The organism is Streptomyces sp. ML-6 (assembly GCF_030116705.1).
Taxonomy (GTDB): Bacteria; Actinomycetota; Actinomycetes; order Streptomycetales; family Streptomycetaceae; genus Streptomyces.
Genome location: NZ_JAOTIK010000001.1, coordinates 6,394,427 through 6,406,343 on the forward strand (window position 1 = coordinate 6,394,427; position 11,917 = coordinate 6,406,343).

14 protein-coding genes are annotated in these 11,917 nt (G+C 73.8%); 5 read left to right on the top strand and 9 right to left on the bottom strand.

The genetic code is table 11. The annotated features are described in order from the left end of the window. Nucleotides 1–3: 3 nt before the first annotated feature. Nucleotides 4–732: a hydrogen peroxide-dependent heme synthase gene (gene hemQ, locus OCT49_RS28195; protein ID WP_148840006.1), complete on the top strand. Its 729-nt coding sequence runs from the start codon at nucleotides 4–6 to the stop codon at nucleotides 730–732. 164 nt (nucleotides 733–896) lie between these two features. On the opposite strand, the gene OCT49_RS28200 is transcribed toward hemQ, so the two are convergent. The 6 genes from OCT49_RS28200 to OCT49_RS28225 form a co-directional block, all read right to left on the bottom strand. Then, on the bottom strand, nucleotides 897–1,712 hold the full coding sequence (locus tag OCT49_RS28200) for a TIGR04222 domain-containing membrane protein (protein ID WP_283854600.1): 816 nt from the start codon (nucleotides 1,710–1,712) through the stop codon (nucleotides 897–899). An 89-nt stretch (nucleotides 1,713–1,801) separates the two neighbouring features. Continuing rightward, on the bottom strand, nucleotides 1,802–2,815 hold the full coding sequence (locus OCT49_RS28205) for a TIGR04222 domain-containing membrane protein (RefSeq protein ID WP_283854601.1): 1,014 nt from the start codon (nucleotides 2,813–2,815) through the stop codon (nucleotides 1,802–1,804). A gap of 5 nt (nucleotides 2,816–2,820) precedes the next feature. Next, nucleotides 2,821–4,125, bottom strand: a complete 1,305-nt coding sequence (locus tag OCT49_RS28210; RefSeq protein WP_283854602.1) for an MbnB/TglH/ChrH family RiPP precursor modification enzyme — start codon at nucleotides 4,123–4,125, stop codon at nucleotides 2,821–2,823. Nucleotides 4,126–4,309: 184 nt separating this feature from the next. Continuing rightward, nucleotides 4,310–4,843: a GNAT family N-acetyltransferase gene (locus tag OCT49_RS28215; RefSeq protein ID WP_283854603.1), complete on the bottom strand. Its 534-nt coding sequence runs from the start codon at nucleotides 4,841–4,843 to the stop codon at nucleotides 4,310–4,312. Nucleotides 4,844–4,880: 37 nt separating this feature from the next. Further along, nucleotides 4,881–5,345, bottom strand: a complete 465-nt coding sequence (locus OCT49_RS28220) for a hypothetical protein (RefSeq protein WP_283854604.1) — start codon at nucleotides 5,343–5,345, stop codon at nucleotides 4,881–4,883. Nucleotides 5,346–5,385: 40 nt separating this feature from the next. Beyond that, nucleotides 5,386–6,132, bottom strand: coding sequence for a peptidyl-tRNA hydrolase (locus OCT49_RS28225; RefSeq protein ID WP_283854605.1), 747 nt, complete (start codon nucleotides 6,130–6,132; stop codon nucleotides 5,386–5,388). Nucleotides 6,133–6,203: 71 nt separating this feature from the next. Between OCT49_RS28225 and OCT49_RS28230 the strand changes: the two genes are divergently transcribed. From OCT49_RS28230 to OCT49_RS28245, 4 genes are all read left to right on the top strand, one after another. Further along, a complete protein-coding gene (locus OCT49_RS28230; protein WP_283854606.1) occupies nucleotides 6,204–6,881 on the top strand; it encodes an AIM24 family protein in 678 nt (225 codons plus the stop codon). Nucleotides 6,882–6,973: 92 nt separating this feature from the next. After that, a complete protein-coding gene (locus tag OCT49_RS28235; RefSeq protein ID WP_349632834.1) occupies nucleotides 6,974–7,834 on the top strand; it encodes an ATP-binding cassette domain-containing protein in 861 nt (286 codons plus the stop codon). Continuing rightward, nucleotides 7,831–8,499 (top strand): ABC transporter, encoded by a 669-nt coding sequence (locus tag OCT49_RS28240; RefSeq protein WP_283854607.1) that lies wholly within the window; start codon nucleotides 7,831–7,833, stop codon nucleotides 8,497–8,499. Before OCT49_RS28235 ends, OCT49_RS28240 begins: the two co-directional genes overlap by 4 nt. 14 nt (nucleotides 8,500–8,513) lie before the next feature. Next, entirely contained in the window at nucleotides 8,514–8,738 is a 225-nt protein-coding gene (locus OCT49_RS28245) for a hypothetical protein (protein ID WP_283854608.1), read from the top strand. Between the two features lie 46 nt (nucleotides 8,739–8,784). Here the strand turns inward: OCT49_RS28245 and OCT49_RS28250 are convergent, their stop codons facing one another. The 3 genes from OCT49_RS28250 to OCT49_RS28260 form a co-directional block, all read right to left on the bottom strand. Then, on the bottom strand, nucleotides 8,785–9,621 hold the full coding sequence (locus tag OCT49_RS28250; RefSeq protein WP_283855972.1) for a polysaccharide deacetylase family protein: 837 nt from the start codon (nucleotides 9,619–9,621) through the stop codon (nucleotides 8,785–8,787). Nucleotides 9,622–9,855: 234 nt separating this feature from the next. After that, nucleotides 9,856–11,256 carry an alkaline phosphatase PhoX gene (locus OCT49_RS28255; protein WP_283854609.1) on the bottom strand — a complete coding sequence of 467 codons (1,401 nt, stop codon included), beginning with the start codon at nucleotides 11,254–11,256 and terminating at the stop codon, nucleotides 9,856–9,858. Nucleotides 11,257–11,445: 189 nt separating this feature from the next. Continuing rightward, entirely contained in the window at nucleotides 11,446–11,871 is a 426-nt protein-coding gene (locus OCT49_RS28260; protein WP_283854610.1) for an OsmC family protein, read from the bottom strand. Between the last annotated feature and the right edge of the window lie 46 nt (nucleotides 11,872–11,917).

Genomic DNA, 11,917 nt, shown 5'->3' on the forward strand with positions numbered 1-11,917 from the left:
CGTATGAGTGCGCCTGAGACTGTGAAATCAAGCAAGGGTCCCAACGCGGGCAAGAAGGCCAAGGACCTCAACGAGGTCATCCGCTACACGCTGTGGTCCGTCTTCAAGCTGCGCGACGTCCTGCCCGCCGACCGGGCCGGTTACGCCGACGAGGTCCAGGAGCTGTTCGACCAGCTCGAAGCCAAGGACATCACCATCCGCGGCACCTACGACCTCTCCGGTCTGCGTGCCGACGCCGACATCATGATCTGGTGGCACGCCGAGACCGCGGACGAGCTGCAGGAGGCGTACAACCTCTTCCGGCGCACCAAGCTGGGCCTGGCGCTCGAACCGGTCTGGTCGAACATGGCGCTGCACCGCCCCGCCGAGTTCAACAAGTCGCACATCCCGGCCTTCCTGGCCGACGAGACGCCGCGCAACTACATCAGCGTCTACCCCTTCGTGCGCTCCTACGACTGGTACCTGCTGCCCGACGAGGACCGTCGCCGCATGCTCGCGGACCACGGCAAGATGGCCCGCGGCTACCCCGACGTCCGCGCCAACACCGTCGCCTCGTTCTCGCTCGGCGACTACGAGTGGATCCTCGCCTTCGAGGCCGACGAGCTGCACCGCATCGTCGACCTGATGCGTCACCTGCGGGGCTCCGAGGCGCGACTGCACGTCCGTGAGGAGATCCCGTTCTTCACCGGGCGCAGGAAGTCCGTCGCAGACCTGGTGGCCGGGCTCGCGTAGCGAGCGGGTTCCGACCACCCCAGCCCGGAAGATCAGAGGGCGGGCAACGGCGCGTTCTGCGCCGCCCGTCGTTCCAGCGACACCGGGTTCGGCTTCCGGTGCGGCGCGCGTCCCGCGCGCCGCACCGGTGTTTTTTTTACCCCGTGCCGACGGCCCCCGCCGCGCTACCGGTCGTGCCCCGCCGGACCGCCACCACCGCTGCCGCCGCCGAGCGCGGACCGCAGCGCCGGATCGTCCACGGCGCTCACCCCCCGTACCGCGAGCGCCGACAGGACGTCGTGGTCCGCCGCCGCCCCGGACGGCACCCCGTTCGCGGCCAGCAGCCGCTGACCGGCGGGCGAGGCCCAGGAACTGTACGGGTGGACCTCCAGCCGGGCGATCGCCAGGCAGCCCAGCGTCAGCGCGAGCGGCAGCCCGAACCAGGCGAGCAGCGCCACCACCGGACCACCGGGGCCGTGATCCTGGCCGGGAACCAGTAGCACGACGGCCGCCATCGCGACCACCAGCAGCGCCGCGCCGCGCACCCCGCGCACCGCGGCGGCCACGTCGCTCCCGGCGCCGACCGGGCGCGCCAGCCCGGCGGCGACGAGCCGGTCGGCCAGGGCGCGCACACTGTCGGCGGCAGCCGCCGCGGCCCGCACCGGCGGTATCGGCGACTGGCCGTGCGGCCCTATGGCACGGATCACCGTGCGTTCCACCTCGTCCCGGCCCTCCGGATCGACCACCGTCGCCCAGCCGGTGTGGGCGAGCAGCAGCCGTCGGCGCAGATGCATGGTGACCAGCGCCAGATCTATCACCCGGTGCGGGCCACCGGCCAGGAACGCGGTCTCGTACAGGGTCAGTTCATGACCGGTACCGAGGTCCCGCGCGGCCTCGTCGGAGTCCGGCAACAGTCCCGTACGGGCCGCGACAAGACAGAGCCGGATGCACGAGAAGGCTGCCGCCCCCCAGGCGACCAGCAGGAACAGTACCCAGAACATGGCAGATTCCTATGCGAGGCGGACGTGGATGACCATGGCCTGTTCACCATGCGGACGATTCGGCGGCGCCGGCGGGGCGCCGCCCGGGCTCAGGAACCGCCGCCGCAACTGGACCCGCCCCCGCAACTGGACCCGCCCCCGCAGCTGGAACCCCCGCCGGAGCAACTGGAGCCGCTCGACCCGCCACAGCTCGACCCGGACGCCGAACCGCAACCGCCGCCCCCGCCGCTCCCGTCCCCGGCGCTTCCGCAACTGCCGTGCCCCGGATCCGTACCGGCGCACCACACCACCAGCGTGAGGGACGGCGCGGAGGAGTCCCGGGACGACGACGGCACCGGGCTCGCCGACCGCCCGGCCGGGCGCACCCGCGCCGCCGCGACCAGCTGCGCGTGGAAGTCGGCGTCGGGCAGGTACCGCAGCCCGCGCGTGGCCACCAGATGAGCCGGGTGCGTTTCCTGGGACCGGTCGGGTCCGTACGCCGCGGCGGCCAGCCGCCCGGCCCCGGTGACGCGTCGCCGGGCGACGCGGGCGCAGACGAAACCGACGAGGACGCCGACGAGCAGGACCAGGAGCACCTTCAGGACGAAGGGCTCGGGGGACTCGACGGCCGGATCGGCGGACACGTACTGGGAGACCGTCACCGCGATGGAGACCGGGACGGCCAGCACGCAGACCAGCCCCTGGGCGATGCCCCAGCGGCGCCACGTCCGGCCGGCGGCGGGTGGGGTCAGCAGGCCGCGGGCGGCGAGTCCGTCGCCGATCTCCTGCACGACGGGGTGCCGCATCACCGCCTCGCGCAGGGTGTGCAGCGCGCCGCTGGAGGCGGCGGCGTGTTCCTGGAGCACCGCGCGTTCCACCGGGTCATGGGCCTCGGCCCGGTGGACGGCGACGATCCCGGGGCCGCCGACGGCGATCCGTCCGTCCGCGTGCATCGCGGTGAGCGCGGTGTCCACCACCCTGCCGGGGCCGCCGTTCAGGAAGGCGACCTCGTGGAGGTCGTGGACGGGGCCGCCGGGGCCGCGGCGGGCGCGCGTGAGCCCCACGATCAAGAGGACCGAGGAGACCACGACCGAGAGGTCGATCAGACCCGCGACGACGTTCATGCCGGTCACCTTCCGATCAGGGCCGCGCGGGCCGCTCGTATCAGCCGGGTGGCGCGGCGCGGCGGTCGCGCGGCGGCCCGGTCCTGCCACCAGTGGGTCAGTTCGCGCCGGGCCGCGTCGTCGGCGGGTCGCCCCGCGATCAGCAGCGACTCGGCGAAGTCCAGCGCGTCGCGCCGGTAACCGGCGGACATGGGACGGTTCCCGGCGTACGCGAGGAAGGCGGGCCGGTAACCGGCGCCCAGGATCTCCGGCAGCTCGGGTGCCACCTTGGCGACGACCCCGGCCCGTTTGGCGGCCAGGGCGCGGCTCTGGACGCCGAGCCGGTGCGCGTCGAAGCCGGGCGGGGCGGGGGCCCCGGCGACGAGCGCGCGGAGCAACGCGGCCTGGGCGCCCGCGATCCGGTCCCGCACGCCGTCCGCGACGGCGGTGGTGCCGGAGGGCGGCCGGTGCACGGTGCCGGTGGCCGCTGCCGGGGGTGTCGCCCCGGGCGCCGCCCGGTCCAGCGTGGTGCGGATCGTGGCCAGTTCGGCCGCCAGCTCGCCGGCCGGCGGGAAGTCGTCGTCGCGCTCCAGCAGGACGCCCGGCGGGTCGACCCGGGAGCGGAGTTCGGCGAGGACGTCGAGGACCGGCGGGGTGACCGGGTGGGCGTGGGTGTCGTGCCAGACGCCGTCCTTCTCGATCCCGCCCGCCACATGGACGTACGCGATCGCCTCCACCGGCAGCTCGTCGAGCGCGGTGGCCGGGTCCTCGCCCCGGTTGACGTGGTTGGTGTGCAGATTGGCGACGTCGATCAGCAGCCGGACCCCGGTGCGTTCGACCAGCTCGGCGAGGAACTGCCCCTCGGTCAGCTCCTCGTCGGGCCAGGAGATCAGCGCCGCGATGTTCTCCAGGGCCAGCGGCACCGGCAGCGAGTCCTGCGCGATGCGCACGTTCTCGCACAGCACGTCCAGGGCGTCCCGGGTGCGCGGCACGGGCAGCAGGTGGCCGGCCTCCAGGGCGGTTGAAGCGGTGCGCGGCCCCCCGGCCCGTACGAACGCGATGTGCTCGGTCACCAGCGGGGCGGCGAGCAGTTCGGCCCTGGCGGCGAGAGCGGCGAGCCGGTCCGGGGCGGGGCGGTCGGCCCCGCCGAGCCCCAGCGAGACGCCGTGCGGGACGACGGTGACGCCGCGTTCCCGGAGCCGTACCAGCGAATCGGGCAGGTGGCCGACGCAGATGTTCTCCGCGACCGCCTCCACCCAGTCGATCCCGGGCAGGGCCTCGACGGCGTCCGCGATCTCCGGCCGCCATCCGATGCCGATCCCCAGCCTCATGTCGTCCCCCTCCTCCGCTCCGTGCAGGGCTGATGGCCCTCGCGGGCGGTGGTGAATCCGGAAAGGAGGACGTTCAGAGGATGATTTGAGGTTCCGGACCGGCGGGCCCGGGACCACCGCCGGGGCGCTGCTGCGGCCGTGCGGTGCGGGACGGCCGAAGCCCGCCGCGTACACCCCGGACCGCCTACCGGACTTCGGGGGCCGGCCGGAGGGTGATCCAGTAGTGCCGTGCGGGGCCGTACCCGGTGTCCCGCACGCCTTCGAGGACGCCGCCGTGGCGCTCGATGGTCCTCGCCGACGCCAGGTTGTCGGCCGCGCAGACGATCAGCAGCCGGTCCCGGCCCAGCGCCCGCGCCTCGTCGAGCATCCGCCCCAGCGCCCAGGTCGCCAGCCCGCGCCGCCGCGCGGACGGCCGGATGCCGTACCCGATGTGCCCGAACCGCGGTACGAGGCCGTCGTGTCCGTGCCGCAGCGCGATCCCGCCGAGCACCCGGCCGTCCTCGACGATCCACCGGTACGTGCACCCCGCCCGGCCCGTCCCCGCCGGGTCCGATTCCCCGGTCAGCCGCGCCACCCAGGCCGCGAACCCGGCCGGTGAGCCGACCTCGTCGGACGGCGCCAGCCCGAACCCGTCCTCGTGGGAACCCGGACCCCATTCCTCATGTGCCTCGATCCAGGCGGAGCGCAGGAGGACGGTGGGCGCGATCAGTTCGGGCATGCGGCCGGACGCTACCGGCCGCCCGGCCCGGCCGGGCTCAGGTGTCGTAGTAACCGTCCCAGGGGGCGAAGAATCCCAGGGAGTCGGGGAGGAACTCCGCCCGTGCGGCCTCCGTCCCGTCGCCCTCCTCGACGACCAGGCCGAACAGGATGCCCTCGGACCGGACGGCGAAGGGGGCGATCGCGATGTCCTCGTGGCGTCGCTCCGGCAGCTCCTCCAGCCACTCGTCGAGCAGGAGCCGGGCGGCGGCGATCGCCTCCCGCTCGCCGCCCGCCGCGGTGCCGGTGACCCGGATCCGCGAATCCAGGTGCCGGCCGGCCGCGTCGAACCGATGGAGCACGGCACACCAGCGCTTCTGCGCCTGCCAGTCGTCGCCGCCGCTCCAGCCCTCGGGGAAGGCCCCGGTGACGGAGGCGAAGAACTGGCCGTCCCGCCACCGCCCGATGGTGTCCGTGCGGTAGTCGGCCTCGTGCTTGATCGGAATGATCCCGGGAACGGTCATGCGCGGAACCATAGGCGCCGCCTGTGACAACGGGCGGCGCTCAGCCGCGCAGGGCGGGGTGCTCGGCGACCACCGTGCACGACCCCGGGGCGATCTCGGTGAACCCGGCGTCGCGCACCACCGGCAGCCCGCCCGCCGTCAGTTCGCGCCAGCGGTCCCGGTCCGCGGCGGCCACGGAGAGCGGGAAGCCCGCCTCGCGCCACGCCTTGCGGTCCGTCTCCGAGAGCTCCCACCAGGCGAGCTGTGCGCCGTGCCCGGCCTGCGCCATCGCCTTGCCCGCCGACATGTCCAGCTCCGGGTTCAGCCACAGCACCGGCTCCCCGGGGACGGGCGCGGGCGGCGGTCCGGGGTCGTCCAGCTCCGTGCCCGACACCTGGAGCTTCGCCAGCTCCTTCGGCCAGCCGTCCAGGGGCACCGGCGGGAAGACCCGCACCTCGGCGCTCTCGCCGGTCACCGTGATGCCCGGCAGCCCGGACGCCCTGCGCCACTCCGCACCGCGCGCCCGCCGCACCACCTTGCGGATCCGGGCGTCCTGCCAGTCCCGCATCGCCCGCGCCCACTCGCCCTCGCCGGTCGAACGCTCGTCGGAGAGCATCACGAGCACCGCGCGGGCGGCGGTCCGCAGCGCGTCGGTACGGGCCGGGGGAGCCGCCTTCTCGATGCGCACGACCAGCGGCAGGACGTACTGCGGGGCCTCGTCGCGGTCCGTCCGCCGCGACCCGAACGGGCCGTCCGCCGCGGACGGCCGGGAAACGGCCGGGGACTCGGAGATGTCTTCGCTGCTCACCCGCCCAGTCTGCCAGCCGCCGGGGCCGCGTTTCTTGGCAGAACGGGATACTCCGGGTGAGGATGCACCCCATGAAGAGCGATCTCTTTTCCAGCGAGCACCTGGCGCAGCAGGCGACGGTCCCCGGAATGACCCTGCAGAACGCCAAATCCATCAAGTACGCCGTCAACGGCGAGATGCACGCCCGGCAGGGAGCGATGATCGCCTTCCGCGGCGAGCTGCAGTTCGAGCGCAAGGGCCAGGGCATAGGAGGCATGCTGAAGCGCGCCGTCACCGGCGAGGGGCTGCCGCTGATGGCGGTCCGCGGCCAGGGCGAGGCGTGGTTCGCGCACGAGGCCGCCAACTGCTTCATCGTGGAGCTGGAGCACGGCGACGTCCTCACGATCAACGGCCGCAACGTGCTCTGCTTCGACCCCACGATCTCCTACGAGATAAAGACCGTGAAGGGCGCCGGGATGACCGGCGGCGGCCTCTTCAACAGCGTCTTCACCGGCTACGGCAAGCTCGGCCTGATGTGTGAGGGCCACCCCATCGTGATCCCCGTGACGCCGCATCAGCCGGTGTTCGTCGACACGGACGCGGTGGTCGGCTGGAGCGCCAACCTGACCACCTCGCTGAACCGGTCGCAGAGCTTCGGCTCGATGATCCGCGGCGGTTCCGGCGAGGCCGTCCAGCTGCGGCTGGACGGCGAGGGATTCGTGATCGTGCGGCCCAGCGAGGCCAAGCCCGAGAAGGCGACGGCCAACTGAGGCTGAACGCGGTCGGTCGTCGCTACGGCCTTCGCGGTTCCTGGGTACTGCGCGGGATCGAACTCGATCTGCCACCACACACCCTGATCCGGATCGAGGGGGCCAACGGCACCGGCAAGTCGACCCTGTTACGGCTGGTCGCCGGGATCGACACCCCGACGGAGGGCCGGATCACCGGCCGCCGGCCCCGTACGGCATACGTGCCCGAGCGCTTCTCGGTGGCGCTGCCGTTCACCGCGGCCGGATACCTCGTCCACCTCGGCCGCGTCCACGGCCTGCGGTCGGCCGAGGCCGCGGACCGGGCAGGGGCGTGGCTCGACCGCTTCGGGGCCGCCGGCCACGCCCGTACCCCGCTTCCGGAACTCTCCAAGGGCACCAGTCAGAAGATTGCCGTCGCCCAGGCGTTCCTGGCCGATCCGGAGCTGCTGGTCCTGGACGAGGCGTGGACCGGACTGGACGCGGCGGCCCGCGAGGAGCTGGACCGGGCCGTGGCCGAGCGGGTCGCGGCGGGTGCCACCGTTGTCCACGTCGACCACGACCCGCTCAGGCTCGCCGGATCGGTCGACGCCGGCTACCGGGTGGAGGGGCGGGGCCTCTTCCCCGTACCCGTGGCGGGAGCGGCGCGGACGGGGCCACGGGTACGGATCGAGGCCTCGGGCCCGGCGGGGGCCGCACTGCCCGCCGGGCTGCCGGGCGCACCGGAACAGGACCCCCTGGCCGACGGCGTACGGCTCACCGTCGCGGCGGCCCACTCCGACGCGCTGCTGCGTGCCCTGCTCACGGCCCGCCCGCCCTGGCACATCCGCCGGGTGGCCACCGCCCCCACCCCCGCCGGGCCCGACGACACAGCCCCCGGCCCGGACACCTCCGGCACCGCCCCGGCGCCCGGCATTGCACCGGCCTCCGGCACCGGACCGCGCACCCGGGACCGTTCGACCTCCGAGGCATCATGACCGCGCTCCTGCGCTACCAGACCGCGCTGCTGGTCCGTTCCCAGCACTGGCTCGCCCCCGTGCTGCTGTACGCGGCCTTCCTCGCCGTCGGCGTGCAGTGGGGGCAGCCCGTCCTGGACTCGCTCGGCTACGCCGCCGCCGGGCTCCTGCCCGTCACCGCCTGGCTCGTGCGGCTCTGCGTCAACCAGGAACCGCCCGCCGCCCGGACCGTCACCGCCGCCGCGGCCGGACCGGCGCGGGCCCATCTGGCGGCGCTGCTCGCCGCGCTCGGCTGCGCCGGACTGCTCGGCACGGCCGGCACCGTGATCGTGCTGGTGATCAGCAGGCCGACCGGTGCCGACCACGCCGTCCGGGTGCCGCTGCTGCCCGCCGGGATCGCCGGACTGCTCGCCGCCGCCTGCTGCGTACTGCTGGGCGCGGCCGTCGGCGCGCTGTGCACCCGGCCGCTGCTGCACCGGCGCGGCTGGTCCCTCGCCGCCACCGTCTCGGCCGTGCTGCCGGCCCTGGTGGTCGACGGCTCGCCCGCGAACTCCGCAGTGGCGGGCCTGGTCACCGGCTCGCGGACGGGCACGGTGCAGATGCCGGTCCTGGCGGTCGTCCTCGCCCTCGCCCTCGCCGCCGCGACGGCGGCGCTCACGTGCCGGCTCGTCCCGCTGCGCGGCTGAGTAGGCTCGTACGCATGGACGAGCGTGTGGAAGAGGGCGTCGGCGGGATTCCGGACGGGGCGTATTGCGGTGCGCCGCCCACGCCTCCCGTGTCCGACGGTACGGAGCCCGCCGGACCCCCGTACGCCGCGTGCGTGCTCTGCCGGAAGCCGACCGAGTACCCGGAGTCCGTCAAGGGCATCACGCTCTGCCCGGTCTGCGAGTGGCAGGAGGCCCAGCGCACGGCGTGCTCGGGCTGAGCCTCCGTCGGAAGGGGCGGGCCGGGCCGTCAGAAGGGCCGGGCCGTCAGGAGGGCCGGGCCCGCATCAGGTCGGAGACCTTGACGAAGCGGTAGCCGCGCTCGCGGAGTTCGGGGATCACCCGGCGCACCGCCTCGGCCGTGACCGGCGCCGCGCTGCGGGTGCAGTGCATGACGACCAGCGACCCCGGCTCCACCCCGGCCAGCACCTGCTCGGCCACCGCGTCCGCGTCCGTCGCGAAGGCGTCGCCGCTGACCACGTCCCACTGCACCGCCGTCACCCCCGCGGGGGCGAGGGCGCGCAGCGACACGTCGTCGTGGCAGCCGCCGGGGAAGCGGAAGTACGGCACCGTGTTGCGCACCCCGGCCCGCCGGAACGCGGCGAAGGCCCGCTCCACGTCGGCGCGCATGTCGTCCTCCGCCACGGTCGGCAGCCCGTAGCAGGGGGACGCGAAGGCGTAGTGACTGTACGAGTGGTTGGCGACCTCGAACAGCGGATCGGTGCCGATCGACCTGGCCTGCTCCGGGTACTGGTCGGCCCATCGCCCCGTCATGAACACGGTCGAGGGCACCTTCAGCCTGCGCAGCAGCGCGATCAGCCCGGGATTGTCGAAGTGCTCGCCCGCCTCCGCGCGGGGGCCCTCGTCGGCCGTCATGTCGGCGTCGAAGGTGAGGGCCACCACCTTGTCCGCAGTCCTCGGGCCCCGTTCGAAGACCGGCATCGGACCGGCCGGCCCCGGGGCCGGGACGGGCGGCTTCGGCGGGGCCGGGGTCGGGGCCGCCTTCACGGGCGGGGACGGTGACGGCGTGACCGGGAGAGAGGCGCGCTGCGGGGCATGGGCTCCGGCCTCCGCCGCACCGCTTCCCGGCGCGGCACCGTTCATTCCACAACCGGTCAGAACAGTGCCCAGTACGGCCCCCAGAACCGCCGTCACCGTAAGTCTTCGTGCAGAGTTGGTCACTCGCGGAACGTAGACGATCACCCGGGGCGTGATCGCGGACGGCGCTCCGGCCGGGGGCGGACGGACGTACCGCTACCCCCGACCGGCCCAGTGCCTGCCGGGCCGCGCTCCGGGCGGGCCCGGCGGCCCGCCCGGTCCGTCAGTCCGCGGGGCCCCTCAGCGCCAGGGCCCCGTCACCGCGAACGTCGTCCCCGGCGTGTAGCAGTTCACGAACATCGTCCCGCCGTCCGGGGAGAACGTGACCCCGGCGAACTCGCCCCACTCGGGCTCCTCCGGCGTCCCGATGTTCTGCCGGCCCCGCGCCATGGCGTACACCTCGCCGCGCCGGGTCAGTCCGAACACGTGCTGGGCGCCGTCGCCGTCCTCGCACACCATCAGACCGCCGTCGGCGGCGAGACAGATGTTGTCGGGGGACTCGCCGGGCAGCTGGACGTCCTTGCCGGGGCCGAAGACGATCACCAGCGTGAGGCGGCGCCGCTTCGGCTCGTACCGCCACACCTGGCCGTGGTGGTCGGCGGCCGCCCCCTCCGCGCTGCGCGCGAAACTGGAGACGAAGTAGACCGAGGACCCGCCCCAGTAGCAGCCCTCCAGCTTCTGCGCGTGCGTGATGCCCTTCGGGCCGAAGTCCTGGAACCGGATCGGCGTTTCGGCCGCCAGCGGGTCCGGTACGGGCACCCACTCCACGCCCTCGAAGCGCGCGCCGGTCTCCTGGATCGCCGAGAGGTCGGGGACGCCCGGCACGCGCATGGCCTCCAGCCGGCCGCCTGCCCGCAGCGAGCCGGTACCGCCGAGCGGCCTTTCCGGCAGGAAGCGGTAGAAGAGCCCGAACGGCTTCTCGAACGCGTCCTCGGTCTCGTAGACGATCCCGTTCCTCGGATCGATCGCGATGGCCTCGTGCTGGAAGCGGCCCATCGCGGTGAGCGGCACGGCCCCGGTGCGGCGCGGGTCGGCGCCGTCCACCTCGAAGATGAAGCCGTGGTCCTTGGTGTAGCCGTTGGTGCCGGCCTTGTCCTCGGTCTCCTCGCAGGTCAGCCAGGTGTTCCAGGGGGTGCGGCCACCCGCGCAGTTCACCGCGGTACCGGCGATGGCGACACGCTCGCCGAGGACGTTGTTGCGGCCGTCCAGTTCCAGGGCGGTACAGCCGCCCTTGCCCGTCGGGTCGTAGGTGAGGCCCTCGACGACCGGCACCGGGATTCTCCCCGTGGCCCGGTTCTCGTGGTTGCGCACCAGGTGGACGCGGCCGCGGCGGCCCGCGAAGGCGGCCATGCCGTCGTGGTTGCTGGGCACCCGGCCCTCGCCGGAACGGAGCTGCTCGCCCTCCCGGGACAGGACCCGGTAGCGGAAGCCCCTCGGCAGGTCGAGCAGGCCGTCGGGGTCGGGCACGAGCGGGCCGTAGCCGCTGTGTCCCCGGGCGGCGGCGGTGCCCGCGAAGAGTTCGGAGAAGGCCCCCGTGAAGGCGATGGAGGCGACGGCCGCGCCGCTGCCGGCCAGGACCTGGCGACGGGTGGCGGTCGGACGCGACGTCTCGTCGGTCGGACGTGAGGTTTCTGATGACATGAGGCAACTCCCTGCTGGCGGACAGGAGAAGTGACCCGCATGTGTGTACCACGCGCATCGCCGCGCGGGAACCATGCGGGCCACTGAGCCCCGTGCGTGTCCCGTGGCCTCTCGGGCCGGGAGCGGCCCCTGTGCATCAGATGCACATCAGAGGATCTGCCTCGGAGGACGTGCCTCGGAAGACGTGCCTCAGACCAGCGAGGCGGAGAGGGTGATCGTCGTCCCGGTCAGTGCCTGGCTGACCGGGCAGTTCGTCTTGGCGTTCTCGGCGGCGGCGACGAAGCCCGCCTCGTCGAGCCCGGGGACCGTGCCCTGGACGGTGAGGTGGATGCCGGTGATGCCGGTGCCGGGCTGGAAGGTGACGTCGGCCGTGGTGGTCAGCTGGGTCGACGGGGTGCCCGCCGAGGCCAGACCGTGCGCCAGCGCCATCGAGAAGCAGCTGGAGTGGGCCGCCGCGATGAGCTCCTCGGGAGAGGTCTTGCCGTTCGCCTTCTCGGCGCGCGACGGCCAGGAGACGTCGAAATCGCCGATGCCGGAGGAGTCGAAGGTGACGACCCCCTTGCCCTCGATCAGGTTGCCGTCCCAGACCGTGTGCGCCTGACGCGTGGTTGCCATGCCGAATCCCTTCGAGCGGTGTGCGCGGTTGATACGGGAGAACCGG

Bases quoted from the DNA above. Each gene is read 5' to 3' on its own strand.
- hemQ (WP_148840006.1), top strand. From the start codon at position 4: ATGAGTGCGCCTGAGACTGTGAAATCAAGCAAGGGTCCCAACGCGGGC.
- OCT49_RS28200 (WP_283854600.1), bottom strand. From the start codon at position 1,712: ATGTTCTGGGTACTGTTCCTGCTGGTCGCCTGGGGGGCGGCAGCCTTC.
- OCT49_RS28205 (WP_283854601.1), bottom strand. From the start codon at position 2,815: ATGAACGTCGTCGCGGGTCTGATCGACCTCTCGGTCGTGGTCTCCTCG.
- OCT49_RS28210 (WP_283854602.1), bottom strand. From the start codon at position 4,125: ATGAGGCTGGGGATCGGCATCGGATGGCGGCCGGAGATCGCGGACGCC.
- OCT49_RS28215 (WP_283854603.1), bottom strand. From the start codon at position 4,843: ATGCCCGAACTGATCGCGCCCACCGTCCTCCTGCGCTCCGCCTGGATC.
- OCT49_RS28220 (WP_283854604.1), bottom strand. From the start codon at position 5,345: ATGACCGTTCCCGGGATCATTCCGATCAAGCACGAGGCCGACTACCGC.
- OCT49_RS28230 (WP_283854606.1), top strand. From the start codon at position 6,204: ATGAAGAGCGATCTCTTTTCCAGCGAGCACCTGGCGCAGCAGGCGACG.
- OCT49_RS28240 (WP_283854607.1), top strand. From the start codon at position 7,831: ATGACCGCGCTCCTGCGCTACCAGACCGCGCTGCTGGTCCGTTCCCAG.
- OCT49_RS28245 (WP_283854608.1), top strand. From the start codon at position 8,514: ATGGACGAGCGTGTGGAAGAGGGCGTCGGCGGGATTCCGGACGGGGCG.
- OCT49_RS28250 (WP_283855972.1), bottom strand. From the start codon at position 9,621: ATGAACGGTGCCGCGCCGGGAAGCGGTGCGGCGGAGGCCGGAGCCCAT.
- OCT49_RS28255 (WP_283854609.1), bottom strand. From the start codon at position 11,256: ATGTCATCAGAAACCTCACGTCCGACCGACGAGACGTCGCGTCCGACC.
- OCT49_RS28260 (WP_283854610.1), bottom strand. From the start codon at position 11,871: ATGGCAACCACGCGTCAGGCGCACACGGTCTGGGACGGCAACCTGATC.